Genomic DNA, 25317 nt, shown 5'->3' with positions numbered 1-25317 from the left:
GGACTGACCATGGCGCTGGCCAAACGCATCATCCCTTGCCTGGACGTGGACAACGGCCGGGTCGTCAAAGGTGTGAAGTTCGAAAACATCCGCGACGCCGGTGACCCGGTGGAAATCGCCCGTCGTTACGACGAGCAGGGCGCCGACGAGATTACCTTTCTCGACATCACCGCCAGCGTCGATGGCCGCGACACCACGCTGCATACCGTCGAGCGCATGGCCAGTCAGGTGTTCATCCCGCTGACCGTCGGCGGTGGCGTGCGTACCGTGCAGGACATTCGCAATCTGCTCAATGCCGGTGCGGACAAGGTGTCAATCAACACCGCTGCCGTGTTCAACCCGGAATTCGTTGGTGAAGCGGCGCAGCATTTCGGCTCGCAATGCATCGTTGTTGCCATCGACGCCAAGAAGGTTTCCGGCCCGGGCGAAACCCCGCGTTGGGAAATCTTCACCCACGGCGGGCGCAAGCCAACCGGCCTCGACGCGGTCGAGTGGGCGAAGAAAATGGAAGGCCTCGGTGCCGGCGAGATCCTGCTGACCAGCATGGATCAGGATGGCATGAAAAACGGCTTCGACCTCGGCGTGACCCGCGCGATCAGCGATGCGCTGGGCATTCCGGTGATCGCTTCCGGTGGCGTCGGCAACTTGCAGCACTTGGCTGACGGCATTCTCGAAGGCCATGCCAGCGCAGTCCTGGCCGCGAGTATTTTCCATTTCGGCGAATACACCGTGCAGGAAGCCAAGGCCTATATGGCGCATCGCGGGATTGTGATGCGTTAAATTGCCGCCGACAAAGTAGCGGGTTTCGTCTCGAGCGAAACTCGCCGCATGGCTCACTCTGCTGTCCGAGATTGCGCAGGGCGCAACTGATCAACCCGAACCTCTGAGACACTCAGGTTTCGATCCATCGTGAAACTGCATAGCGTCAGTGGCAGAGCCTTGATGGGGGTGTAGAACCCATCGTCGACTTTGCTGTAGCGCTCAGGATTGATCTCGGAGCAATTCGTTTCTTCTACAGGGCCCGTGTAGATCTGGGTCCAGAGATTGCGATCCGGCTCTTCTCGGTACTTGATAAAAAGATAATCTCCGTCAGGCTCAACGGTGAGCGTCGGCGCTGGTAATTGCTCCAGAACGGGAGTTACAACTCTTGCGGCGAGGATTTGGGCATTTCCAAGGTATCCGATATCGGCTTGCTGATCGATTGAGTTTGCGCCAATCAAACACAAATAATGCAGGCCGGCCTCTCGGCCAATTGCTGATTGCACTTTTGCGTTGATGGTGCTGATACGATCGCTGTATTTGTCAGGTGAATAACAAGCCTGTGCATCACGAACAGTCTTGAAACGATAGAACTCGGTACTCATCGAAAAGGCGATGTCCCACTTTGGCGTTAGTTGATTGGTGCTGGTGGGGGCTTTGTGCAGTCCGATATCTGTAATGGCTCGCGAATTCAATCTGAACTGAAAGTTTGAGTGTGCACTGAGTGCGCAGTTTTCTGCGCCGAGGTTGAATTTTCCATTGGTGAAACAAGTGCTCAGATAGTCGACAGGAAAACTCTGGCTTGCCTGATGCGGCAGCAGAGATTTTTTCTTGTTGTTGCCGCACAAGCCATGCCAGAAACACAAGTCGTCTGAAGCGATACCGTAAGTAGTGCCGGATAATATGCCGGTAACTTCTCCCGTTGTAACATCGATCACCGGGGCGCCGGATGAGCCAGGCTCAATACCTTTGCAGTTTTGCTTCTGGTAGTTGGTGTGCACATTCAAATATTTGATCAGGGTGGTGTGGGTCGGCTCCTGGGTACAGGTCGAAAGCCTCAGGCCGGCTGCAGTGGCCGGCGCGCTGACCAGGTTCACCTGACTGACGTTGCCTGGCGCGGCCGCTGCGAGCTTGAGTGGGGTTATTCCGTCCTTTATCAGGCTGTCCAGTGAGGTGCCTAATTGCAGGATCGCAATATCCGTACTGGCGAAACTGGCCCAGTTGACCTTGTCGATGTCATAACGCTTGGCACCTGCGCGCGTGTCATGGAAAAAATTGAATTGCATCTGACCTTGATACGCAATGTCAGCGATTGCGCCGACTCTGATGGAAGTGCAGTGCGCATTGGTCATTATGTAAGCAGGGCCGTTTGCTTCTTTACCGGTTTCACGAGTGTCGAGCAGGAATGCGCTGCAATAAGGCCTGTCACCTTTGAAAATCTTTCCAACGCCGTTCCAGTGATTAAAGTCGCCACCCGCATTACTCAGCAGAATGGCTTCTGGGGATTCGGCTGTAGTGCCTGCGCAGGAGGTTAAGGGAAGTGTCAGTGCTATTGCAGAGCACGCAAAAAATATTCGTATTTTATTAATCATGATCAATCCTTGATCGTGTTTCAGGAGTTAATGGAGTAACTGTATTTCGCTGGTGAGTTTAGTTTGTTGTGTTGTTCGCTGTGTACTGGCTAATGTGACTTGTTGTGAGTGCGGTTATCTGCAAGTCAATAGTGGGTTGGTGAATGCTGCAGAAATCGCTGATATGACTGCTCTTCCGCATGCTGTTTTTTTGCGTTTCCAGCAGGTGCTGGTTTTTTAATGGAGTCAGGGTCGAAAACCATACAGGCCAGTGGACAGCATGGCGCACCCAAGGCACTCTTGGGCACGCCATGGATTTCGGTAGCCCGACATGATCAAACGCCTGCTTCTTGTTCTCGCCAGCGCCTCGATGTTGCTCATCAACACTGCCCGGGCGGAAAACAGTCCCGACACCGATCTGGTGCTGCTCACCGAAAATTTCCCGCCATACAACATGGCAAAGAACGGCAAGAATTTCGCCCAGGGCGAGAACATCAACGGCATCGCTACCGATATCGTGCGCGAAGTTTTCCAGCGTGCCGGCATTACTTACAGCCTGACCCTGCGGTTTCCCTGGGAACGCGTCTACAAACTGGCCCTGGAAAATCCCGGGTACGGCGCCTTCGTGATGGCGCGTCTGCCGGACCGCGAAAAACTCTTCAAATGGGTCGGCCCGATCGGCCCGGACGACTGGATCATGCTGGCCAAGGCTGACAGCAAGATCACTCTCGAAACCCTCGACGATGCACGCAAGTACAAGATCGGCGCCTACAAGGGTGATGCCATTGCCGAGACGCTGGCCAAGCAAGGCTTGAAGCCCATCGTGGTGCTGCGCGATCAGGACAACGCGAAGAAACTGGTCAATGGACAGATCGACCTGTGGGCCACCGGTGATCCTGCCGGGCGTTATCTGGCACGGCAGGACGGTGTCACCGGTCTCAAGACGGTGCTGCGCTTCAACAGCGCGGAACTGTATCTGGCGCTGAACAAGGACGTCTCCGACGAAGTCGTCGCCAGGCTGCAGGCCGCACTGGATCAGTTGCGCAAAGAAGGCGTGGTGGACGAGATCATGGGGCGCTATCTGTAGCGGCCGGCAACTCTGGCAACGACGATGCAGGGACGTTGGCCAAGCTGGCGCTTTCCGTGGCCACGGGTGGTGTGCTCGTCGTGAGTTGCGGGCATGAGTTGACTTCAACTTGTTCTGGCGGATATTGGCTCAGGTGAACGCTTGAGTCATCGGTATATCCGAAGTCGACGGCCACTTGAGTGCCGTCTTTACGTATCAGTTCGTAATGGCTTTCCATCTGGTAAACCGCAGCTGAAGTCTGTTTCGCCACCATGGCGATGATGACTTGAGGACGCAATTCGCTCCATCCGCTCGAAGAGGTTTCGGTGTGAGTGAAGTGTCGGGGCAGGCAGGCCGAAAACTTCGTCATCCGGATATCGCTTAATGCTGAAACCGGCCAGGCTTTGGCGATTTCAATTGATGTGAAGCCATTGAACAGACGCATAGCTACTGCGTTCTGTGCTCGGGGGGCGACCCACTTGGTGGCTCGGGTTTTGTCCGATGTGTTGCGTTCGTAACCAATCAATACGTATTCGTCTGTTCTTTTCAGCTCGTAATAGGGCGAGTTACGAAATTGTTCACCGGGCTGGGCGTGATCTCTGACGGCAAACCAGGGCAAGCGGGCGATCTGCGTGACCCTGGCGACATCGCCATCCGTGGGTTGTGCATATCCGGCAAGTGTCGGCGCTTGTGGCGGTACAGCGATGTGCAGTGGGATTTGCATGCGTAATGCATACGCAGAGCCGGGTGCTGTAGGTTTACTGTAGGCCTGAACGCCGGCAAAAGTGCCGGGAGCAAAGCATATTTCGCCCGCCGCAGCCGTCGGCGGTTCTATGGTCCAGGCGCTGAAACTGAGTTTTGCCCCCGTACCTTTGTCATTCCACAGCTGATCCCCGACGTTTGCCGCAATAACCAGGTCTGCCCGCACGCAGCGAACCGAGTTGAATGAGGGTTTGCTGTGGTCGCTGGAGCACACCAGGCCCATGGCGACGTAGCCTATGGGGGGGATCGGGCGCCATATCGACGTGCGTGTAACACTGGGCGATCCTGATTCTTTCCAGATCAGTTCGAAATCGGCAGGCTTGGCCAGTGCGGGGCCTTTACTGTTATTTGCCCCATTCAAGTCCTTCTCACAAACGACGGCCGTTACCATTTCACCGTTGATATTGGCATCGCCGGGAATGAGCAGATCGCCTAGTGGAAAGTATCCCGGCAACACATCGGGGGCGGGAGTGGGGCGCCAGAAAGTTGCAGGTTTTGCCTTCGAGCCGTTGGTACTCCAGACCCGATGAAACTCCGTTGTGAAGTTGATCAGCAGGTTGTCGTGGGTGATGGGCTCCATTGGCCTGGGCAGCGAAGTGCTTCCTTCGATATTCATATACAGTCCTGATAGTTCAAAGGCGACTCGGGGGAGTCGCGACCTGTTGCAGGTCGCACTATCCGGAAAGGGGTCAGGTGTGTGGCGGTAACTATGTATTGAACAACGTCACAGGGTATTACCGATAAACCCCGTCTTTACCATGCCCGAGCATGGCGCGATTACTGCGCAGGCTGATCATCTGTTTGATGTCGATCCAGTCGATGCCCTGAGCTTTCAACTTCGGCAATTCGCGCTCCAGCACTGCCAGAGTCTGCGGATACGGATGCCCGATCATCACCGCCGAGCCTTGTTTGTGCGCCAGGTTGATCGCTGTCTGCAATTGCGTGGAGATCGCCGCTTCAGTGCGCTCGTCATCAAGAAACACATCGCGCGACACACTCGCCAGATCGATCTTCTGCGCTTGCTGCGCGGCGACAGTCTGTGCACTGGTGCGGCTGTCGACGAAAAACTTGTGCCGGCGCTGCAACTCGCCCATCAACCACGCCATCGCCACTGGCTGTGCAGTCATGCGGCTGCCCATGTGGTTATTGATGCCAGCGGTGTACGGCACCATTTTGAACGCGGCGTTGAGGCGTTTCTCCAGCTCTTCGATCGGCAAATCGGGGTGCCAGGCGTACGGCCCGGTGGCCGGGTCCATGGGCATGTGCAGGATGACGATCTTGCCGGCGCGGTGGGCCTCGCGGGCAAACTCGGTCGCGTGCGGGGTGTCGGGCATGATCGCTGCAGTCACCGGGCCGGGCAGGGCCAGCACACGGCGATCCCGGGGCAGGTTTTGCCCCAGGTCATCGATGATCAGTGTCAGGTAGGCTTTGTGTGGCTTTGGGCTGACGGGCTCTGCGTGAACAGCACCCGCCAGACAGCACAACAGAACGAAGACGAAACGCAAAGACATCCTCAACGGCCGGACGTAATGCTCAGCCCTTTGAGCAGGCTCAGGGCCTGGGCCAATTGGTAATCGTCATCCTGTGGCATGGCTTTGGCCTTGCCACCGGAACCGGTCGGTTTGTCGGCGCCGCCGTTGCCGTTGCCCAAGTGACCTTGCAGATCGGCTTCCTTGAAGTAGTCGCCATCCGCTTCGCTGGTGATCTTGGCCTTGCGCACTTCGATGTCCGGGACAATGCCCTGCGCCTGAATCGAGCGGCCGTTCGGCGTGAAATACAGCGCGGTGGTGATCTTCAGTGCGCGGTCGTTGTTCAACGGCAGCACGGTTTGCACCGAACCCTTACCGAAACTGGTGGTACCCATGACCACGGCACGTTTCTGATCCTGCAGGGCGCCGGCGACGATTTCCGACGCCGAGGCGCTGCCACCGTTGATCAGCACCACCATCGGCACCGCTTCGCTTTCGTCTTTGCCAGTGGCCGAGAAGCGCAGCTCGGAGTTGGCGATGCGGCCTTTGGTGTAGACGATCAGGCCTTTGGTGATGAAGTGGTCGACCACTTCCACCGCTGCCTGCAACACGCCGCCCGGGTTGTTGCGCAGGTCGAGGACGATGCCGTTGAGCTTCTTGCCGTTGTCCTTGCGCATCTTCGCCAGGGCCTTGGAGACCTCATCGCCGGTCTTGACCTGGAACTGGGTGATACGGATGTAGCCGTAGCCCGATTCAAGCAACTGCGCCTTGACGCTCTTCACCTGAATCACCGCGCGTGCCAGGGTTACGTCGAACGGCGTGCCGCCATCGCGCACCAGGGTCAGGGTGATTTTCTGGCCGATCTTGCCGCGCATCTTGTCGACGGCTTCGGTCATGGTCTGGCCACGTGTCGGCTGGCCGTTGATCTTGACGATGAAGTCGCCGGCCTGAATGCCGGCCTTCGACGCCGGGGTGTCATCGATTGGCGAGACGACTTTGATGAAACCATCTTCGGCGCCGACTTCGATGCCCAGACCGCCGAACTCACCGCTGGTGCTTTCCTGCAGCTCGGTGAAGTCTTCAGGGCCGAGGTAGGCCGAGTGCGGATCAAGGTTGCTGAGCATGCCCTTGATCGCGTTTTCCAGCAGGGTCTTGTCGTCCACCGGCTCGACGTAAGCGGCTTTGATCCGATCCATGACCTCGGCAAAGGTGCGCAGCTCTTCCAGCGGCAGCGGCGCCTTGGAGGTTGCGGCTGTGCCTGCCGGAGCGACGGCCGGGGCCGGTTGCGCGGCGAACGCCAGAGGCGCGCCGATCACCAGAGCGATCGTCAGGGCCAGCGAGGTAAGGCGGGACAAATGCAGCATGTCGAACGAACTCCTTAATTAGGCGGTGCGCTTATCCTTGCGCACGACACCATTGCGCCGGATCACTCGGGTGACCCTGCTGACGAATTGCGAAATACAGCGCGGATGTGTCCTGGCCGCCACTGTTACCAACAGTGGAGATCGACTCACCCGCTTTGACCACATCACCGGCCGACTTGAGCAGCGTCTGGTTGTGACCGTAAAGACTCAGAAAACCGTTGCCGTGATCGAGGATCACCAGCAGCCCGGCACCGCGCAGCCAGTCGGCGAACACCACGCGACCACCGTGTACGGCATGCACCTGGCTGCCGGCGGAGGCGCTGATCATCACGCCGTCCCACTTGGTACGGGCATCGTCGCCACGGCTTTCGCCGAAGCGTGCCAGCAGTCGACCATCAACCGGCCAAGGAAGTTTTCCCCGGGTTGCAGCAAAAGGGCCACCGAAGGTCTCGCCGCTGCTGGAGACCAGCGCGCCGGGAGTGGATTTGACCGGTTTCCGTGGGGCGTCGCTGTTTTCAGCCTGCGCCTCACGCAAACGCTTTTTTTCCGCTTCCTGCTGGGCGATCAGCGCTTTCTGCCGCGCTTCTTCTGCCTCACGAGCCTGGCGGGCCAGGGTTTCTTCAATGGTTTTAAGGACTTTAGACAGGTCTGCCTGATCCTGCTCGCGCGCGGCGAGTTTCTGATCGCGGGCCTTCACGTCATCGTTGAGCTTGGCGAGGACTTGCTGGCGTTCCTTGCGAACATTTTCCAGTTCGTCGCGCTGGGTATCGAGGCTGCTTTTCTGCACCAGCAACTGAGCCTGCTGGGCGGCAATGTCTTTTTCGACATTGGCCAGTTGGCGCAGGGTTTCGTTGAAGTTCTTCAGTTGCTCCAGGCGGGCTTGGCTCAGGTAATCGTAATAGGTGAGGGTGCGGGCGAATTTCTCGGGATTCTGCTGGTTGAGCAGCAGCTTGAGGTATTCCTGGCGACCGTTCTGATAAGCCGCACGGGCCTGAATGGCGATCAGTCGCTGCTGTTCAGTGCGCGCGCTCTGGAGTTTTTTTTTCTCTGCATCGAGTCGCTGCAGCTCGGATTCGCTTTTCTGCAGTTCTTTCTGCAGCGAGTCGACCTGCTTCTGCAGCTTGCCCAGCTCGGTTTCAGTGCCCTTGAGCTCTTTCTGCACGCCCGATTTCTCTTCCTGGACTTTGCTCAGCAGCTTTTTCAGCTCGGCAATGTCCTGACGCGTGGCGTCCAACTGCTGTTGGGTTTGCGCGCGCTCGTCAGCGAAGGCCGGTTGGAGCAGGCAGGTCAGAGCGAGGGCGATCAGGACGCGGAGCATAGAGGCGGGCGGCACCAGGGTAAGGGACGGCCTAGTATGCCCGCCCGAGGCTGCAAAAAAAACGCCCAATTGGGGCTGTGTGATAACTGGCCTGAAAAACACCACAAACCAGTGTAGGAGTGAGCCTGCTCGCGAAAGCGGTGTGTCAGGCGACATTGATATCGACTGATCTATCGTATTCGCGAGCAAGCTCGCTCCCACAGGGTTTTGTGGATTTTGATCGGGCGGATTACACCAGGATAGAAGTGCCGGTCATTTCCGCCGGTTTTTCCAGGCCCAGCAGTTTCAGCATGGTCGGCGCCACATCCGCCAGCACGCCGCCTTCACGCACTTTCAGGTCACGCTTGCCGACATAAATGAACGGCACGGGCTCAGTGGTGTGCGCAGTGTGCGCCTGGCCGGTGGATTCATCGGCCATCTGCTCGACGTTGCCGTGGTCTGCGGTGATCAAAGCTTCGCCACCGACTTTTTCCAGGGCATCGACAATGCGACCTACGCAGGTATCGAGGCACTCAACAGCCTTCACCGCCGCGTCAAACACGCCGCTGTGGCCGACCATGTCGCCGTTGGCGTAGTTGACCACGATCACGTCGTAGCGCTGGTTTTCGATGGCCTCGACGATGCGGTCGGTCACTTCAGGCGCGCTCATTTCCGGCTGCAAGTCGTAAGTGGCGACTTTCGGCGACGGGATCAGGATGCGTTCTTCGCCGGGGAACGGTTCTTCGCGGCCGCCGGAGAAGAAGAAGGTCACGTGCGCATATTTCTCGGTTTCAGCGATGCGCAGCTGGGTTTTGCCGTTCTTTGCCAGATAGTCGCCCAGCACGTTTTCCAGGCTGCCCGGGGCGAATGCCGACGGCGCCGGAATGCTTGCCGCGTATTGGGTCAGCATGACGAAACCGGCCAGTTTCGGCTGGCGTGCGCGTTCGAAGTCCTTGAAGTCATCTTCGACGAACACGCGAGTCAACTCGCGGGCGCGGTCGGCGCGGAAGTTCATGAACACCACAGCGTCGCCGTCTTCGACTTTCACTGGCTCGCCGATGGAGGTGGCTTTGACGAATTCGTCGCTCTCGCCGCGCGCGTAAGCCGCGTCCAGACCTTCCTGCGCGGTGGCGGCGTTGAATTCGCTGTTGCCGTCGACGATCAGGTTGTAGGCCTGAGCGACGCGATCCCAGCGGTTGTCACGGTCCATGGCGAAGTAACGGCCGATGATGCTGGCGATGCGGCCCTTGCCCAGTGCCTGGAAGGTCGCGTCGAGCAGTTCGATCGACGATGCAGCGCTTTTCGGCGGGGTGTCGCGGCCATCGAGGAAGGCGTGCAGGTAGATTTTTTCGGCACCGCGCTTGAAGGCCAGTTCGGCCATGGCGATCAGGTGATCCTGATGGCTGTGCACGCCGCCATCGGATAACAGGCCCATGAAGTGCACGGCTTTACCGGCGGCCACGGCTTTATCCACAGCGGCGCAGATGGTCGGGTTTTCGAAGAATTCGCCGTCGCGGATCGATTTGGTCACGCGCGTGAAGTCCTGATACACCACGCGGCCGGCGCCAAGATTCATGTGGCCGACTTCGGAGTTGCCCATCTGGCCGTCCGGCAGGCCGACGTCCATGCCGCTGCCCGAGATCAAGCCGTTGGGTACGGTGGCCCACAGGCGATCGAGAACAGGCTTCTTGGCCGCGAAAACGGCGTTGGATTCGGGGCTGTCGCTGTGACCGAAGCCGTCGAGAATCATCAGGACCAAAGGTTTAGGCGTAGTCGTCATGGAATCCACTCGTGGCTAATAAAGAAGAGGGCGATGGAAAAGGGAGTTGGAGTTTAAAGCTAAGTTCCGACCGCGTCACCGCCGGACGGGGTTTGGCCGACCATAGTGGCTGTGTATACTGGCCGACATTTTAACGCCCTGGAACCTCCTTCGATGGTTGCTCACCTGATTGAATTTGCCACTAACCACTACATTCTTGTCGGTATCTTCGTCGTACTGCTGGCTCTGCTGCTGGCGCACACGATGCAGGGCGGCGGTAAAAGCCTGAGCACCGGCGAACTGACTGCACTGGTCAACAAAGACGCAGGCGTAGTGGTGGACATCCGTCCGGCCAAGGATTTCGCTGCCGGCCACATCGTTGGCGCGATCAACATTCCCCAGGACAAACTGGCTGCGCGCACCGCCGAGCTGGAAAAGCACAAGGCCAAGACCATCATTCTGGTCGACGCCCTGGGCCAGACCGCTGGCACCCACGCCCGCGAGCTGATGAAATCCGGCTTCACCGCCGCCAAGCTGTCCGGCGGGATCTCCAGCTGGAAAGGCGACAACCTGCCGTTGGTGAAGTGATATGAGCGAAGTCATCGTCTACTCCAGCGATTACTGCCCTTATTGCTCGCGAGCCAAGTACCTGCTCGAGAACAAAGGCGTGGCCTTCAAAGAGATCAAGGTCGATGGCAAGCCGCAGGTGCGCGCCGAAATGACCCAGAAAGCCGGACGCACGTCCGTGCCGCAGATCTGGATCGGCAGCCAGCACATCGGCGGTTGTGACGATTTGTATGCCCTGGAGCGCGCCGGCAAACTCGACGCGCTGCTCAAGGCCTGAACGGCTGCACCCACGTACAGCACTCCCTAAAAGACCCAAGATCGATAAGGATCTGAGATGACTGACCAACAGAACACTGCAGCCAGCGAAGAAGAAACCGCACCGCAATTCTCCTTGCAGCGCATCTACGTACGCGACTTGTCCTTCGAAGCCCCGAAAAGCCCGGCGATCTTCCGCCAGCAGTGGGACCCGGCTGTTGCGCTGGATCTGAACACTCGCCAGAAGGCACTGGAAGGTGATTTCTTCGAGGTCGTATTGACCCTGTCTGTCACCGTGAAAAACGGTGAAGAAGTGGCCTTCATCGCTGAAGTGCAACAGGCCGGTATCTTCCTGATCAAGAACCTTGATGCGGCTTCGATGAGCCACACCCTGGGTGCGTTCTGCCCGAACATCCTGTTCCCGTACGCGCGCGAAACCCTGGACAGCCTGGTGACCCGTGGTTCGTTCCCGGCGCTGATGCTGGCCCCGGTGAACTTCGACGCCCTGTACGCGCAAGAATTGCAGCGCATGCAGGAAAGCGGCGAGACGCCAACCGTTCAATAAACGGTCTGGCAACACCCCATGTGGGAGCGAGCCTGCTCGCGAAGAGGGCGTGTCAGATGACAGATTTGTCGACTGATACAGCGCTTTCGCGAGCAGGCTCGCTCCCACATTTGTTTTGCGGTGTTACTTGAAGTCGTTCTGGCGCCAGGCTTCGTATACAGCGACCGCCACGGTATTGGACAGGTTCAGGCTGCGGCAGCCTTCGCGCATCGGCAGACGCAGGCGCTGTTCCGCCGGCAGGGCGTCGAGCACTTCCGGCGGCAAGCCGCGACTTTCCGGGCCGAAAATGAACGCATCGCCCGGAACAAACGCGGCATCATGAAACGGCCGCGAACCCTTGGTGGTGAACGCAAACAACCGTGGGTTGCCGAGGCTTTCCAGGCAGCTGGCCAAATCCGCGTGACGTTGCAGTGTGGCATATTCGTGGTAGTCGAGACCGGCACGGCGCAAGCGCTTGTCATCCATCTCGAAGCCCAGCGGTTCGATCAAATGCAGGTGGCAGCCGCTGTTGGCGCACAGCCTGATAACGTTGCCGGTATTCGGCGGAATTTCTGGTTGAAAAAGGATGACGTGAAACATGCACGGCTCCGAAGGTAAAGATGAGCGGCATTCTACGCCGCCTGTGGACAACCGTTCGAAACTATTCCCGCGAGTCATCGGTTCGCTGGCGATTGTCGGTCTGATGCTCGGGTTGATGATCGGTCGCCTGACCACGCCGGATACGACTGTGCTGCAGCAGGTCGAGGTGACGGAGCAGGGGCTGGTGGTGTGGTTCAACAACGAACCCAAACTGCACGGGGAGATCATCGACGGCAGCGTGGCGCTGCTGTTTCAGGCTGAAGGCCGTTCAGAGAAAGGCCAGCTCAAGCTCAATGGCCGGGACGTCAACTGGCGCACCCGCAAGAGCGATGGTGGTTTGCTGCTGACAGTGCTGGCGGCACGGCCACTGCTGGGCGAGTGGGTCGGCAGCGAAGTCGACGACCGCTGGCGGCTGGAAATCCGCTTGAGCGAGCCCTAGTTTTGGTTACTCGCTCCGACGTCTTTTGACGTCGTTTCCCACCGCTACAATCTCCCTTTCCCATCTCCAACGAACACCGGCCCACGCTATCGTTCGCTCCTTCAAACGGCAGGATGCCGAAATCTTCGCCCTGGCATGAATACCCGGGGCGTCTTTTCAAGGATGAAAAATATGCCAGTCAAACCACCTCGCGGCGGCGCTACCCGCGTTGAAGTTCCCGCCAGCCCGAATCGGTCGGCGGACGCGGATCAGCCACTGCCCGGCCAGTCGGGTCGCAGAAGTGTCGACTCAAGTAGCACTCAGGATAATTTGCAGTCGCGGGCCGGAACATCCAGTGACTCGAACTTCGATGAGGTTCGCCCTGTCGCAGCCGTTTTGGTCCACGCCTCGCCCACTGAGGTTCTTCGTCCTCCACCCCTGTTATCGCTGGACGATTACGCCACCAATGCCCGGGCGATCCTTCCACAACTCAATGAAGATGGTCTGCGGGTGATCAGCCGCCGCACATATGCTGACCTTGCCAATGGCGATCTGGTTCTTGTCGCTGCGGATCCCGCCACGGGTCTATATCGCGCCCGGCGCCCGAGCGAGTTGCGACCTTCAGGCCCGGTATTGCTACGCAACCCCGAAAGCGGCCTCTGGTACGCGCGCGAGGTTGTCGAGCCGGCAACACGCGTACTTGTCAAGAAGCACTTGCCGGAAGTGGACGATCTGGAAGCAGATGCCTTCATCGCCCGGTTCGATGACAAAGATGTTGCAGAACTCGAACTCAGGCGTATCCAGCTCGGTCTTCCTCAACTGAACAGCAAACACGTCAGCATGCCGACGCATCAAAATCACGTTGTTCAGTCCCATGAGGTAACTGAGGCGTTTGGCATGTGGCACACACTACGCCAATTGTACCAATGGCAAGGTCCGCCCGATCAGCGGGTGTACAGCGATGGACAGCTTTCGGGTTTCAAGCTGGATATCAATCTCACGCTATGGCCGGTCGACAAGCTGCTTTCATTGAACTTCAAATCAGTCGTTTCTCTTGATTTAAGAGGTTATGCGCCGCTGGCCCCGGAGGTGTTTTTTGCTCAGTTTCCTAACATCGAGAGTCTGACGGTAACCAGCCAGAGCATCACCAGGAGGTCCTTTTCTGCCTCGATATATGAGAATGCCGACTCCCGATTCAGTATCCATCAAGGCTTTGCCGAGCATTTGACAGGTCTCCACAATCTACGAGTGCTGAATCTGCAGGATTGCGACTTGCATGCAGGTTTTTCAGTGAGCGGCATGTCCAGGTTGGAGGAGTTGGGGCTTGGTAACACTCAGGGGCATGTCGATCTTTTAGCCATGGTGAACGAGCTGCCAAACCCCTCGCGCTTGCGAGTGCTTGATCTGCACCAGAATGATTACCTGCAAGCGGCACCTGACGTTACCCGGATGACCGAATTGCGTGTGCTGGATCTGACAAAAACCGGAATAAACCGCCTTCCTGCCGGCTTGGGTGCCGACAACGGGCCGATAAATCTGGAGGTTTTGAGGCTTGGCGATAATGCTCTGGCTGACGCTCCCTCACTGAAAGCAATGACTGGGTTGCAGGAACTGGATCTTTCCAACGCCAGGCTTGACCGTTTTCCGGAGGGCATCACTTCCGAGGTCCCCGCAAAAGTACTTAACCTTGCAAACAACCGCATTTCCGTCATCCCGGAATTCGTTGAGCTCAGAGCGGGCTTTAATCTCATCGGCAATCCGATCACTGATCCGGCTTCGCTGCGGCGCTTGATACATGCGCGGATAAAAACAGGTACCGATATCTGGTTGGGAACAGAAAGTAACGATACGACAGCATTTCTGTGGTTAAAGCATGTACCGGCAGAGCAAGTAGCTCAAAAACTCGAGCTTTGGGAGCACGTCGCCCGTCTTGCTGGCTTGATACGGAAACTGAGCCGCACGCCTGAGTTTCACGTTGAACGGCCGCTGCTGCAGCGGCGAGTCTGGTCGTTGCTGGAGATCTACCATAGAGCCGATCAAGAGGAAAAAAACCGACTGATCAGGATCATGACTGGAGAGCAGAGCCCTGGAAAAATGTTGGAGCGTCTGGAAGACGAAATACGAAAGTATGATGGTGGACGGCAACATCAGCCTCTGCATCATCTGCCCAAGCGTCCAAGGCTGGGTTCGGAATAGACGCCTCGACGGCAACAGAACACTGCATTTGATGAATACCGGCAGGATGCCGAAACCCGCGCGTCTTGCATGAGTGCACGGCGCGTCTTTTTCAAGGATGAACAATATGCCATTAAAACCACCTCGCGGCGGCAGCACCCGCGTGGATACGGATGTTCACACGCAGCCGAATCGATATTCGGACAAGGATTTCCCATCGCCTGACACGCTCGGCCGCGATGGCACGTCCTCTTGGGCTCGTGTCGATGATCCGAAGCTGCGCAACACCTCAGTTGGCGATGATGCCGGCCGCGATACCGGCATGCCTGTGCCGATGGTCGAGGTTCGTCCGGCGCCGCTCCCTGCTGAAATCCCTGTAGTCATATCCAGGTCGCTGGAGAACTACGGGATAAAGTCAGCCGCCGTGCTGCCGGACGCCGACAGTGACGGCTTCAGGGTGTACAAAAATCGCCAGTATGTGAATGTGCCTGACGGCGGTATCGTGCTGGTCGGGGTGGACCTGGACACGGGGTTTCATCGCGCGCGACTGGCAAGCGAGTTATCGCCGTCCGGGCCATTGTTGTTGCGTGACATCGAGAGCGGCATCTGGCACCCGCACAACGACTTTAACGCACACACCACTCCTCTGGCCGACGCAAGTTTGCAGGACTTTCGTACCGGGCTTGATCTGCGCGGCCTAGCAACCGGCAGCGACGGTCTGATACATCACGATGGCAAACTCTACGTAGCCATCGACGAACAGGCGTATCAGGTGATGCAGGATCTTGATGCGTCCCGTCCGGAATACAGGGTCTGGCGTCTGGTCGATCCCAAGGATCCCGTCGCTACCGACAGCGCCAATATTTACCGCGCCAGTCATAGCGGTGAAACCCGTGCCATCGTTCGAAACGAGCAGGGTACTTGGGTATCCATCCTCACTGGATTGAGGGGAGGCATGCAGCGCAATGACCCCGCCCCCGCCAACCCGCTCAACTTTCATCGACCTTGGCTCGACGGCCCCGGCCCCTCGGCAATCCAGCCACCGGTTGTTGCGACCACGCGGGCGCAGGTCAAACGCTACTTTGCCGATGCAACCGATCAACATGCCGATGACTTCATTGCGCGTTTCGGTGAAACGACGGCGGCAGAGGCAGAGCTCCGGCGAATGCATCTCGAATTCCCATTCCTGGATCGTGAAATAGCCAAGTGGGAAATCGCCTATAAGGGCAGCGACAGCGCCGAGCGCACTCGGCGACTGGAAATCGGCAATCGGATACGTCGGCTGTACAAATGGCAGGGGGAACCCTCGGAAAAGGTCTACCGTGACGGACGGCTGGTCGGTTTCAGGCTGGATTTGAACTTTGGGCATCGCGGAAACCTGGCGCTACCCGTTTTCGCCACCCGACTCAGCTCTGTGGTTGCTCTTCGGCTAGAGGGGACCACATCGAACAACCTGGGAAATCTGTTCTCGAGGTTTTCTCACATTGAAAGCCTCGAAGTACACAGACTCGGCGGGAAGAACAATGGGCTGCTTACGGAGATCAACATACTCGCAGGATTGCGAGTCCTGGAAATACGCGAAACCACCCTTTGGCTGCAGGCAATCAGTCAGCAACATTTCGCCGGTTTGAGCCGTTTGCAGGAACTGAACCTGTCCAATTGCAGTATCTGGCCCAAGCTCTCAGTGATGGGTATGAGCGAGTTGCGGATACTGCGCCTGCGCTCTTGTGATCTGACCCTCTTTCCCAACGGGCTGACTTTCATGCCCGTAGCGTCGCGTTTACGAGTGCTTGATCTGTATCACAATCCGAATTTGCAGGATGCGCCCAACGTCAGCCTGATGTCCGAATTGCGCGAATTGAATCTGGCGCGTACCGGTATACGCCAGCCGCCCGTCGGACTTGGTCAGCGTGGCGGTCCGACGCAGCTCGAGATAATGGACCTGTCACATAACCCGCTCCTCGCAGCGCCGACGCTCAGGGGAATGCCCGCATTGGTGGAGGTGAATCTCAACCACACGTTCATTCAGCAGTTCCCGGAAGGCGTCACCTCAGAGGTGCCGAAAACACGACTGGATCTTTCCTTCACCTCGATCCTGTCGATACCCGAGACCGTTGAACTGAGAACGGGCATTGAACTGAATGGCGCGCGGATTTCCGATCCGACCTCCCTGCGCCGATTGATTGCGGCGCGTCGCCAGACAGGCCGCGATGTCTGGCTTGATAGAGGGCATCCAGGTGAGGGGATCGATCACTGGTTGCACAATGTTCCTGCACAGCAGCACTTTACAAAAATTGCCCTGTGGAATTCACTCGCCGGCCAAGAGAACTCGACAATGATGAGACGCTTCGCCGAGCTGGTACGCACACCCGAGTTTGTCGTCGAGCGTGCGCTGTTGCAGCGTCGCGTCTGGTCCTTTCTTGAGCATTTCAAAGAGGCCAGTCTCGGCGAGCAGGAAGTTTTGCGGGACTTGGCGGTCAATGAGCCCAGCCCAGGAAAGATGCTCGACAGGCTGGAAGAGGAAAGAAAGAACTTCAACCCGAAGTGGCAGCACGGACTGCCGCATCATTTGCCAAAACCCCCGAGGATTGGATAGCGCTCGAGTGATGGGAGGTATAAAAGCGGGAATCCCTGACCTGCCTGTATCAGGGTTCCCAAAACGGGCGGACTTCGCTGCGAGCGTCGGTCCGGTGTAAAGAGGGAACCCCCGGCCTGCCTGTACCAAGGATCCCAAAAGGGTGGGCGCATCGCGTCGCGGTGTGCGCCCGGTGTAAAGAGGGGAATCCCCGGCCTGCCTGTACCAAGGTCCCCGAAACGGGTGGTGAAACGAATCACCTGTGAGAGGTATTGCAGGGGGCGTGCCAGGTTTTAATCTGTTGAAACAAAAAAGCTGGTTGGAAACGCGAAAGCCCCGGAATTCGGGGCTTTTGTGTATTTGGATAATGGTTTGTTCGGTGTTTTCAGAATGAAGGGTGGCGATGCGGTTGTGCGCGATCGCGGGTCATTGTGCATTGATGCGGTGCATGGTGGCCCCTCACCCTAGCCCTCTCCCAGAGGGAGAGGGGACTGACCGCGTGGTTTGTGAGAAATACGCCGACGTGAAATACCGAGTCGAACTCAGATTTTGAGAATTACACGAATCGGCTCCCTTTCCCCCTCTCCCACTGGGGGGAGAGGGCTGGGGTGAGGGGGATGATCCTGAGTACACAACCACCCTCAAGTGAAAAAACCGTTAACCCTCATCCCCCTCATCATCATCGCCACCATCAACCTTCATTCCCAACTCCTTGATCTTGCGCGTCAGGGTATTACGCCCCCAACCCAGCAACACCGCGGCATCACGCCGACGTCCGGCCGTATGCTTCAGCGCCGTCTCGATCATGATCCGCTCAAACGCTGGCACCGCGCTGTCAAGCAGGCTCGACTGGCCGCGCGCCAACGCCTGATCGGCCCACTGACGCAGTGCCTGCTCCCAGTTGGTCACCGGCGCCGAGTCCTGCGGCAGGTTCAGCAGTTCTGGCGGCAGGTCGCTGATGTGTACTTCGCGCCCGGAAGCCATCACGGTGATCCAGCGGCACGTGTTCTCCAGCTGACGCACGTTGCCGCCCCACGGCAGATTTTTCAGGTATTCCTCTGTCTCGCTTTTCAGCAGTTTCGGCTCGACCGCCAGTTCCTGCGCGGCGCGGCTGAGGAAATGCCTGGCCAGGGTCGGAATGTCTTCGCGACGATCCGACAGGCGCGGAATGTGGATGCGGATCACGTTGAGGCGATGGAACAAGTCCTCACGGAATTTGCCGGCATGGACGAGGGTTTCCAGATTCTGGTGCGTCGCCGCAATGATGCGCACGTCGACCTTGACCGGGACATGGCCGCCAACACGATAGAACTCGCCGTCGGCCAATACGCGCAACAGGCGGGTCTGGGTATCGGCCGGCATGTCGCCGATTTCATCGAGGAACAGCGTGCCGCCGTCAGCCTGTTCAAAGCGCCCGCGACGCAGGTTTGCCGCACCGGTGAACGCGCCCTTTTCGTGGCCGAACAGCTCGGATTCCATCAGATCCTTGGGGATCGCCGCCATGTTCAACGCGATGAACGGCGAGGCCGCGCGCGGGCTGTGGCGGTGCAGGGCGTGGGCGACCAGTTCTTTACCGGTGCCCGATTCGCCGTTGATCAGCACGGTGATGTTCGAGTGGCTCAAGCGCCCGATGGCGCGAAACACTTCCTGCATCGCCGGCGCTTCGCCGATGATTTCCGGGGTGCGCGTCAGTGCTGGCACGACTTCCAGGCCTTGCTGTTCTTGTGCGTGCTGATTGGCGCGCTTGACCAGCGACACCGCTTCATCAACGTCGAACGGCTTCGGCAGGTACTCGAACGCGCCGCCCTGATACGAGGCGACCGCGCTGTCCAGATCGGAGTGAGCGGTCATGATGATGACCGGCAACCGTGGGTGCTGCTCGCGAATCCGCGCCAACAAATCCAGACCGCTGGCACCCGGCATGCGAATGTCGGAAATGATCACGTCCGGCTGCTGACGGGCCAGCCGACTCATCACGCCATCAGCGCTGTCGAAGCTTTGCGTGGTCATGCCTTCCTGCTGCAAGGCCTTTTCCAGAACCCAACGGATAGAACGGTCGTCATCGACGATCCACACGGTTTCACTACGGCTCATGTCGATGTGGCTCCTTGTTCCAGTGGCAGAAAGATCGAGAAGGTGGTGTGGCCTGGATGGCTGTCACACTCGATCAGGCCCTGGTGCTGGCTGATGATGTTCTGGGTAATGGCCAGGCCGAGTCCGGTACCGTCCGGGCGTCCGCTGACCATGGGAAAGAAAATGGTTTCCTGAAGTTCCGCCGGGATCCCGGGACCGTTGTCGATGATCTCGATCTTGGTCACCAGGCGATGGCGGATGTGGCCGATGGTGAACTGGCGCATGGCGCGGGTGCGCAGGCTGATGCGGCCCAGACGCAGCTCGTTCTGGCTGCTGATTGCCTGCATTGCGTTGCGCACGATGTTCAACACCGCCTGAATCATTTGCTCGCGGTCGATCAACACGTCGGGAATGCTCGGGTCGTAATCGCGCACCAAGGTGATGCAGCCCTGGCTTTCGGCTTCGACCAGTTGGCAGACGCGCTCGAGCACTTCGTGGACGTTGCACATGGCCAGCGACGGCAGCTTGTTCGAGCCGAGCATGCGATCGACCAGATTGCGCAGGCGATCGGCTTCTTCAATGATCACGTTGGTGTAGTCGCGCAGGCTTTCTTCCGGCAGTTCGCGGGCCAGCAATTGCGCAGCGCCACGGATGCCGCCGAGCGGATTTTTGATCTCGTGGGCAAGGCCGCGCACCAGCATCTTGCTGGTTTCCTGTTTCGACAGTTGCGCCTCTTCCTTGGTGATCCGCAGCAGGCGGTCACGCGGGTGGACTTCCAGCAGCAACATCGTGGCGCCGTTGCTGAGGATCGGCGTCACCGCGTAATCCACGGTCAGCGTCTGGCCGGTCAGTGCGGTGAGCATCGCTTCGCGTTTGGTAAACGGATGCGCCTGTTCCACCGCCTGGCGCAGGGAATTGAGCGCCTCGGTGGATTCGGTGAACAGCTCGCTGATGAACTGGCCATGGCTGCGCTGCCCGCTGATGGCGAGCAGCATCTCCGCCGCCGGGTTCATGTACTCGAGGCGCAATTCGGCGTCGAGCAGGATGGTGGCGGTGGTCAGATTGTCGAGCAGCAAACGGTGGATTGCGTCGCTAATAGTCATCGGAGCCTCTTTTGGGGGCGGAGCGTGCGCAAATAACAAGCGTCGGTGAACGGAAAATGCAAAAACCAAACCAAGGCTCTGAAAAGAAGCGCTTAACCCGTGAAACAGGCGTTTGACGCTCGTTTGCGTGGCACATGGCCTGCTCTGGCGGGTAGTTTCGAACCAAAATGGGTTGGAATGTGAGTAGGGTGCAAGCTATTGCACCAATATAGTGCGCAAAGCTGAACGGCGTTAGAAGAAACGCAGGAAGGGGTTTTTTGGCTCGGGCGGTTTGTCTTTCAGGGGGCATTCCGGGCGCACGCCGTAGTCTTCGGCGACGCAGGGTTTGACCGGGCGTTTCTGCGCGAGGGAAATGCGCAGCATGTGGAAGGGCTGGTTGGCGGTGCGTTCGACTGTTCTGCCTTCAGCGTCGAGGATTTCGACGGAGAGATTGTGGCTGCCACGATCGATATTGTTCAGCGGGAACACCGGACTCAGGCCGGGTTCGCCGGTGGCCTGCCCATCCAGCAGCAGGCGATAGCGGTGGCCGCGTTGCAGGCCCGGTTCGCTGGTGACGCTGACGATGATTTCCCCGGCGCTGCTGCGAATGGTTGCATCGGGTTCGGGCACCAGAATGCGCAGCATGTCGTAGTGGAAGGGCGGTTGCTCCGGGGATTTTTTCGCGGTGGTGATCGGCGCGGCGGCGATGGGGTTGGCCGACATGCGGTTACTGGTGGCGATCGGCACTCGCTTGGCATTGCCGCGTGGTTGGTCGGTATAGACGCGATGGCCTTGCGCGTCGGTATAAGTGAAGACCTCGGCTGAGGCTTGCAGCGACATCAGCGCCGACAGGACGAACAACCACGCGCGGATCATGGCTTGTGCACCCGCTGCACGCTAAGGGCGACGGGTGGGCTCTGCTGGATGATTGTTTGCCCGTCAATCACCTGCACGGCGAGTCGGTGTTCGCCGCGATCGACGTTCACCAGTTGCAGGATCGGCACGTTGCTCGGCTGACCGTAAGGCTCATCGTCGAGCACCAGCCTTAATTGATGCGGCGGTTGCAGGCGCGGCTTGATCTGCACGTTGACCGTGAACGTGCCGTTGTTGGCGCGAAGGGCTTCTTCGCTGGGCAGGCCGGCGAGCTCGAGAGTGTCGTAGGCGTTGCGCGCAGGTTCACGGTCGTCGTTTTCGGGCGCGGATGGTGCGCTGGGCGCTTGCGGCTCGACACGGTTGAGCGGCGGCAATTCCACCGGCTGCGCCTGTACGCCGTCCGGCGAGTGATCGCTGTAGACCGTGTTGCCGTTGGCATCGGTGTACTTGTAGATCTGCGCGGCGGCGGGCAGGGCGATCAGCAGCAGAATGTAGAGAAAGGTGCGACCCATGAAATCGACCGGGATTGAAAGCGATGGGGTGCAGCATAGGACAGGTGCGGCGGTTGGCCCAACTCGGTAAACATCTGGTAATGCCCTCACCCTAGCCCTCTCCCAGAGGGAGAGGGGATTGACCGTGTTGCTCTTACAAATTCCATCGACCTGAAATTGCCATGTGAACTCAGGTTCTGAAAAGCATGGAGATCAGTCCCCTCTCCCTTTGGGAGAGGGTTAGGGTGAGGGGTTTTTGATCTGCAATAAAAAAGGCCTCCCGAAGGAGGCCTCTTTTTGTCACGCCGAGAAACGCGGCGCTCCCGGATCAGCAGCTGTAGTACAGCTCATATTCCAGTGGGTGTACGAAGGTGCGAACCTTGATTTCTTCTTCCGATTTCAGCGCGATGTAAGCGTCGATGAAGTCGTCGGAGAACACGCCGCCCTTGGTCAGGAACGCGCGGCCCTTGTCCAGCTCTTCCAGGGCTTCTTTCAGGCTGCCACAAACTTGCGGGATCTCTTTCGCCTCTTCAGGCGGCAGGTCGTACAGGTTCTTGTCAGCGGCGTCGCCAGGGTGAATCTTGTTCTGGATACCGTCCAGGCCGGCCATCAGCAGAGCTGCGAAGGCCAGGTACGGGTTGGCAGCCGGATCCGGGAAGCGGGCTTCGATACGGCGGGCTTTCGGGCTCGACACGTAAGGAATACGGATCGACGCGGAACGGTTGCGAGCCGAGTAGGCCAGCATTACCGGCGCTTCGAAGCCTGGTACCAGACGCTTGTAGGAGTTGGTCGCCGGGTTGGTGAAGCCGTTCAGGGCCTTACCGTGTTTGATGATGCCGCCGATGAAATACAGAGCGGTATCGGACAGGCCGGCATAGCCTTCACCGGCGAAGGTGTTCTTGCCGTCTTTCCAGATCGACATGTGTACGTGCATGCCCGAACCGTTGTCGCCGTACAGTGGCTTCGGCATGAAGGTCGCGGTGCGGCCGTAAGCGTCAGCAACGTTGTGCACAACGTACTTCAGGGTTTGGGTCTCGTCGGCTTTCTTCACCAGGGTGTTGAACTTGACGCCGATTTCGTTCTGGCCGGCAGTCGCCACTTCGTGGTGGTGAACTTCAACGGTCAGGCCCATTTCTTCCAGTGCGTTGCACATGGAGGTACGGATTTCGTGGTCGTGGTCGAACGGTGGAACCGGGAAGTAGCCGCCTTTGACGCCTGGACGGTGACCCTTGTTGCCGCCTTCGATGTCCTGGTCGGACATCCACGAACCTTGCTCGGAGTAGATCTTGAACATCGAGCCGGAGATGTCCGACTTGAATTTCACCGAGTCAAAGATGAAGAACTCAGGCTCTGGACCGGCGAACACGGTGTCACCGATACCGGTGGCTTTCAGGTGTTCCTCGGCGCGCTTGGCGATCGCACGTGGGTCGCGGTCGTAGCCTTGCATGCTCGAAGGTTCGATGATGTCGCACACCAGGATCAGGGTGGCGTCTTCGGTGAACGGGTCGAGAACGGCAGTTTCGTCAACCGGCATCAGGATCATGTCGGAGGCTTCGATGCCTTTCCAGCCAGCGATGGAGGAGCCGTCGAACATCTTGCCGACTTCGAAGAAGTCTTCATCCAGCGCATCGCGAGCCGGCATGGTCACGTGGTGCTGAGTGCCTTTGGTGTCCGTGAAGCGCAGATCAATCCACTTGACGTCATGATCTTTGATGAGTTGAACCGTCTTCGACATATGTCCTCCGGGTGGCTTCGGGCTTGGTAGTGGATGCCCTTGAATTTGGGTGATGCCGGCGCGAATACTCTGCCAAGGCAACCTGCCTCACAAGGGAGCAAATTGCATGCCAGTGCCCCAGCATGGGTTTTTTGCCCCAATTTCACGCTTATTAAGGCGCAAAGCGCCTGAATGCAGAAAATTGCGCCCTTTAATGTAGCGTCATAAAACGAAAATGACCTGTTTTGGTGCATGCAAAACCTTCTGCACATTAACTGGTTAAACCTTGAGCAATTTCCGCTATAATCCGCGCCCCCCTTTTTCGGCTGGCCGTTCGCGCGCTGTTTTCATGAAACTAATCGTAAAAGTCTTCCCCGAGATCACCATCAAAAGCCGACCTGTCCGGACGAAATTCATCCGCCAGCTGGCCAAGAACATCCGCACCGTGCTCCGCGACCTGGACCCGGCCGTGGTGGTGAACGGTGTGTGGGACAATCTCGAGCTGGAAACCCGCGTTACCGACGCCAAAGCCTTGAAAGAGATGGGTGAGCGCCTGACCTGCATGCCGGGCATCGCGCATTTTCTGCAGATCGACGAGTACCCGCTGGGCGACTTCGACGACATCACCGAGAAGTGCAAAGAGCACTACGGCGCTGCACTGGCCGGGAAGATTTTCTCGGTGCGCTGCAAGCGCGCGGGCAAGCACAGCTTCAGTTCGATGGACGTCGAAAAATACGTCGGCAGCAAGCTGCGCCGTGAGTGCGGTGCTGCCGGTATTGACCTGAAAGCGCCGGAAATCGAAGTCCGTATCGAAGTTCGCGACAAACGGTTGTTTGTGATTCACAGCCAGCACAACGGCATCGGCGGCTACCCGCTCGGCGCACTGGAGCAGACGCTGGTATTGATGTCCGGCGGCTTTGACTCGACCGTGGCGGCCTACCAGATCATTCGTCGCGGCCTGATGACGCACTTCTGCTTCTTCAATCTGGGCGGTCGTGCCCATGAATTGGGCGTGATGGAAGTCGCGCATTTCATCTGGAAGAAGTACGGCAGCTCGCAACGCGTGCTATTTGTCAGTGTTCCGTTCGAAGAAGTGTTGGGCGAAATTCTCGGCAAAGTCGATAACAGTCATATGGGCGTCGTATTGAAGCGTATGATGTTGCGCGCGGCCTCCAACATCGCCGATCGCCTGCAGATCGAAGCGCTGGTCACTGGCGAGGCGATCTCTCAGGTGTCGAGCCAGACACTGCCGAACCTGTCGGTGATCGACTGCGTGACCGACAAACTGGTCCTGCGTCCGCTGATCGTGGCGCACAAGCAGGACATCATCGACACCGCCAACGAGATCGGAACTGCCGATTTCGCCCGGCACATGCCGGAATACTGCGGGGTCATTTCGGTCAACCCGAAGACCGCCGCCAAGCGCGGTCGTGTTGAGCACGAAGAGAAAGAATTCGACATGGCGGTGCTCGAGCGTGCGCTCGAAAACGCCAAACTGGTGCCGATCGATCGGGTGATCGACGAATTGGGCCAGGACGTACAGATTGAAGAAGTCAGCGAAGCACTGGCCGGCCAGATCGTGATTGACATCCGTCACCCGGATGCCGCCGAGGATGAGCCGCTGGAACTCGCTGGCGTAGAAGTACAGACGATGCCGTTCTATGCAGTGAACGCTCGTTTCAAGGAGCTGGATCCGACTCGCCAGTACCTGCTGTATTGCGACAAAGGCGTGATGAGTCGCCTGCATGCTCACCATTTGCTCAGTGAGGGGCATGCCAATGTGCGCGTTTATCGACCGAGCTAAGTGCCCGGGGCTGTTTGCCTGTGGCCTGCGTCACCGGCCCCCCGACACCGCCGTCAAGCTGTAACGGCCATGCCGGACACTACTGCTAATCGCTGCCAA

General features: G+C 58.3%; 21 protein-coding genes. 9 read left to right on the top strand and 12 right to left on the bottom strand.

From position 1 onward, the window contains the following. Positions 1-9: 9 nt before the first annotated feature. Positions 10-780: an imidazole glycerol phosphate synthase subunit HisF gene (gene hisF / locus L8H52_RS23235; protein ID WP_007897430.1), complete on the top strand. Its 771-nt coding sequence runs from the start codon at positions 10-12 to the stop codon at positions 778-780. A 53-nt stretch (positions 781-833) separates the two neighbouring features. On the opposite strand, the gene L8H52_RS23230 is transcribed toward hisF, so the two are convergent. Further along, positions 834-2351 carry a serine protease gene (locus L8H52_RS23230; protein WP_242208881.1) on the bottom strand — a complete coding sequence of 506 codons (1518 nt, stop codon included), beginning with the start codon at positions 2349-2351 and terminating at the stop codon, positions 834-836. 310 nt (positions 2352-2661) lie between these two features. Here L8H52_RS23230 and L8H52_RS23225 point away from each other — a divergent pair, with 310 nt between their 5' ends. Continuing rightward, positions 2662-3417, top strand: coding sequence for an ABC transporter substrate-binding protein (locus L8H52_RS23225; protein WP_242208882.1), 756 nt, complete (start codon positions 2662-2664; stop codon positions 3415-3417). Here L8H52_RS23225 and L8H52_RS23220 read toward each other — a convergent pair. The 5 genes from L8H52_RS23220 to gpmI form a co-directional block, all read right to left on the bottom strand. Continuing rightward, the gene (locus L8H52_RS23220) at positions 3398-4774 is read right to left on the bottom strand and encodes a Vps62-related protein (protein ID WP_242208883.1); all 1377 of its coding nucleotides are present in this window, start codon (positions 4772-4774) and stop codon (positions 3398-3400) included. The genes L8H52_RS23225 and L8H52_RS23220 overlap by 20 nt on opposite strands. 118 nt (positions 4775-4892) lie before the next feature. Next, positions 4893-5669, bottom strand: a complete 777-nt coding sequence (locus L8H52_RS23215) for a divergent polysaccharide deacetylase family protein (protein ID WP_242208884.1) — start codon at positions 5667-5669, stop codon at positions 4893-4895. A 2-nt stretch (positions 5670-5671) separates the two neighbouring features. Next, positions 5672-6991, bottom strand: a complete 1320-nt coding sequence (locus tag L8H52_RS23210; protein WP_242208885.1) for a S41 family peptidase — start codon at positions 6989-6991, stop codon at positions 5672-5674. 31 nt (positions 6992-7022) lie between these two features. Then, a complete protein-coding gene (locus L8H52_RS23205) occupies positions 7023-8309 on the bottom strand; it encodes a murein hydrolase activator EnvC (RefSeq protein WP_242208886.1) in 1287 nt (428 codons plus the stop codon). A 229-nt stretch (positions 8310-8538) separates the two neighbouring features. Continuing rightward, entirely contained in the window at positions 8539-10068 is a 1530-nt protein-coding gene (gpmI, locus tag L8H52_RS23200) for a 2,3-bisphosphoglycerate-independent phosphoglycerate mutase (protein ID WP_242208887.1), read from the bottom strand. A gap of 153 nt (positions 10069-10221) precedes the next feature. On the opposite strand from gpmI, the gene L8H52_RS23195 reads away from it, so the two are divergent. From L8H52_RS23195 to secB, 3 genes are read left to right on the top strand one after another with little or no spacing between them, the layout of a single operon-like run. Beyond that, positions 10222-10635, top strand: a complete 414-nt coding sequence (locus L8H52_RS23195; RefSeq protein ID WP_008080560.1) for a rhodanese-like domain-containing protein — start codon at positions 10222-10224, stop codon at positions 10633-10635. A gap of 1 nt (position 10636) precedes the next feature. Further along, complete coding sequence (grxC, locus tag L8H52_RS23190; protein WP_025110925.1) at positions 10637-10891, top strand: glutaredoxin 3; 255 nt, start codon at positions 10637-10639, stop codon at positions 10889-10891. 57 nt (positions 10892-10948) lie between these two features. Further along, positions 10949-11434, top strand: a complete 486-nt coding sequence (gene secB, locus L8H52_RS23185; protein ID WP_064117041.1) for a protein-export chaperone SecB — start codon at positions 10949-10951, stop codon at positions 11432-11434. A 123-nt stretch (positions 11435-11557) separates the two neighbouring features. On the opposite strand, the gene L8H52_RS23180 is transcribed toward secB, so the two are convergent. Beyond that, entirely contained in the window at positions 11558-12013 is a 456-nt protein-coding gene (locus L8H52_RS23180) for a tRNA (cytidine(34)-2'-O)-methyltransferase (protein ID WP_003220777.1), read from the bottom strand. Between L8H52_RS23180 and L8H52_RS23175 the strand changes: the two genes are divergently transcribed. From L8H52_RS23175 to L8H52_RS23165, 3 genes are all read left to right on the top strand, one after another. Further along, positions 12012-12452 (top strand): hypothetical protein, encoded by a 441-nt coding sequence (locus tag L8H52_RS23175; protein ID WP_242208888.1) that lies wholly within the window; start codon positions 12012-12014, stop codon positions 12450-12452. The genes L8H52_RS23180 and L8H52_RS23175 overlap by 2 nt on opposite strands. 171 nt (positions 12453-12623) lie before the next feature. Continuing rightward, positions 12624-14627 (top strand): leucine-rich repeat domain-containing protein, encoded by a 2004-nt coding sequence (locus L8H52_RS23170; protein WP_242208889.1) that lies wholly within the window; start codon positions 12624-12626, stop codon positions 14625-14627. 106 nt (positions 14628-14733) lie between these two features. Further along, entirely contained in the window at positions 14734-17202 is a 2469-nt protein-coding gene (locus L8H52_RS23165) for a leucine-rich repeat domain-containing protein (protein WP_242208890.1), read from the top strand. 636 nt (positions 17203-17838) lie between these two features. On the opposite strand, the gene ntrC is transcribed toward L8H52_RS23165, so the two are convergent. The 5 genes from ntrC to glnA all read right to left on the bottom strand — a co-directional run bounded on the left by ntrC (position 17839) and on the right by glnA (position 23435). Beyond that, complete coding sequence (ntrC, locus tag L8H52_RS23160; RefSeq protein ID WP_242208891.1) at positions 17839-19275, bottom strand: nitrogen regulation protein NR(I); 1437 nt, start codon at positions 19273-19275, stop codon at positions 17839-17841. After that, entirely contained in the window at positions 19272-20357 is a 1086-nt protein-coding gene (glnL, locus tag L8H52_RS23155) for a nitrogen regulation protein NR(II) (RefSeq protein ID WP_122593979.1), read from the bottom strand. Before glnL ends, ntrC begins: the two co-directional genes overlap by 4 nt. A gap of 231 nt (positions 20358-20588) precedes the next feature. After that, positions 20589-21212, bottom strand: a complete 624-nt coding sequence (locus tag L8H52_RS23150; RefSeq protein ID WP_242208892.1) for a DUF4124 domain-containing protein — start codon at positions 21210-21212, stop codon at positions 20589-20591. Then, positions 21209-21721, bottom strand: coding sequence for a DUF4124 domain-containing protein (locus L8H52_RS23145; RefSeq protein WP_242208893.1), 513 nt, complete (start codon positions 21719-21721; stop codon positions 21209-21211). The genes L8H52_RS23150 and L8H52_RS23145 overlap by 4 nt, the downstream gene beginning before the upstream one ends. Before the next feature lie 307 nt (positions 21722-22028). Beyond that, positions 22029-23435, bottom strand: coding sequence for a type I glutamate--ammonia ligase (gene glnA / locus L8H52_RS23140; protein WP_007909254.1), 1407 nt, complete (start codon positions 23433-23435; stop codon positions 22029-22031). Positions 23436-23763: 328 nt separating this feature from the next. On the opposite strand from glnA, the gene thiI reads away from it, so the two are divergent. Then, on the top strand, positions 23764-25218 hold the full coding sequence (thiI, locus tag L8H52_RS23135) for a tRNA uracil 4-sulfurtransferase ThiI (RefSeq protein WP_242208894.1): 1455 nt from the start codon (positions 23764-23766) through the stop codon (positions 25216-25218). Positions 25219-25317: the final 99 nt, after the last annotated feature.

Source organism: Pseudomonas sp. CROZ-RG-20F-R04-15 (genome assembly GCF_022662375.1).
GTDB lineage: Bacteria > Pseudomonadota > Gammaproteobacteria > Pseudomonadales > Pseudomonadaceae > Aquipseudomonas.
Note: the sequence above shows the minus strand (reverse complement) of the source record. Positions and strands in the feature narration are given on the sequence as shown.

Excerpts from the sequence above, each read along its gene's own strand:
- glnL (WP_122593979.1), bottom strand. The coding sequence starts at position 20,357 with ATGACTATTAGCGACGCAATCCACCGTTTGCTGCTCGACAATCTGACC.
- L8H52_RS23150 (WP_242208892.1), bottom strand. The coding sequence starts at position 21,212 with ATGATCCGCGCGTGGTTGTTCGTCCTGTCGGCGCTGATGTCGCTGCAA.
- glnA (WP_007909254.1), bottom strand. The coding sequence starts at position 23,435 with ATGTCGAAGACGGTTCAACTCATCAAAGATCATGACGTCAAGTGGATT.
- L8H52_RS23225 (WP_242208882.1), top strand. The coding sequence starts at position 2,662 with ATGATCAAACGCCTGCTTCTTGTTCTCGCCAGCGCCTCGATGTTGCTC.
- L8H52_RS23210 (WP_242208885.1), bottom strand. The coding sequence starts at position 6,991 with ATGCTGCATTTGTCCCGCCTTACCTCGCTGGCCCTGACGATCGCTCTG.
- L8H52_RS23170 (WP_242208889.1), top strand. The coding sequence starts at position 12,624 with ATGCCAGTCAAACCACCTCGCGGCGGCGCTACCCGCGTTGAAGTTCCC.
- L8H52_RS23195 (WP_008080560.1), top strand. The coding sequence starts at position 10,222 with ATGGTTGCTCACCTGATTGAATTTGCCACTAACCACTACATTCTTGTC.
- L8H52_RS23215 (WP_242208884.1), bottom strand. The coding sequence starts at position 5,669 with ATGTCTTTGCGTTTCGTCTTCGTTCTGTTGTGCTGTCTGGCGGGTGCT.
- L8H52_RS23180 (WP_003220777.1), bottom strand. The coding sequence starts at position 12,013 with ATGTTTCACGTCATCCTTTTTCAACCAGAAATTCCGCCGAATACCGGC.
- L8H52_RS23145 (WP_242208893.1), bottom strand. The coding sequence starts at position 21,721 with ATGGGTCGCACCTTTCTCTACATTCTGCTGCTGATCGCCCTGCCCGCC.
- L8H52_RS23230 (WP_242208881.1), bottom strand. The coding sequence starts at position 2,351 with ATGATTAATAAAATACGAATATTTTTTGCGTGCTCTGCAATAGCACTG.
- L8H52_RS23165 (WP_242208890.1), top strand. The coding sequence starts at position 14,734 with ATGCCATTAAAACCACCTCGCGGCGGCAGCACCCGCGTGGATACGGAT.
- L8H52_RS23220 (WP_242208883.1), bottom strand. The coding sequence starts at position 4,774 with ATGAATATCGAAGGAAGCACTTCGCTGCCCAGGCCAATGGAGCCCATC.
- hisF (WP_007897430.1), top strand. The coding sequence starts at position 10 with ATGGCGCTGGCCAAACGCATCATCCCTTGCCTGGACGTGGACAACGGC.
- thiI (WP_242208894.1), top strand. The coding sequence starts at position 23,764 with ATGAAACTAATCGTAAAAGTCTTCCCCGAGATCACCATCAAAAGCCGA.
- L8H52_RS23205 (WP_242208886.1), bottom strand. The coding sequence starts at position 8,309 with ATGCTCCGCGTCCTGATCGCCCTCGCTCTGACCTGCCTGCTCCAACCG.
- gpmI (WP_242208887.1), bottom strand. The coding sequence starts at position 10,068 with ATGACGACTACGCCTAAACCTTTGGTCCTGATGATTCTCGACGGCTTC.
- secB (WP_064117041.1), top strand. The coding sequence starts at position 10,949 with ATGACTGACCAACAGAACACTGCAGCCAGCGAAGAAGAAACCGCACCG.
- ntrC (WP_242208891.1), bottom strand. The coding sequence starts at position 19,275 with ATGAGCCGTAGTGAAACCGTGTGGATCGTCGATGACGACCGTTCTATC.
- grxC (WP_025110925.1), top strand. The coding sequence starts at position 10,637 with ATGAGCGAAGTCATCGTCTACTCCAGCGATTACTGCCCTTATTGCTCG.
- L8H52_RS23175 (WP_242208888.1), top strand. The coding sequence starts at position 12,012 with ATGCACGGCTCCGAAGGTAAAGATGAGCGGCATTCTACGCCGCCTGTG.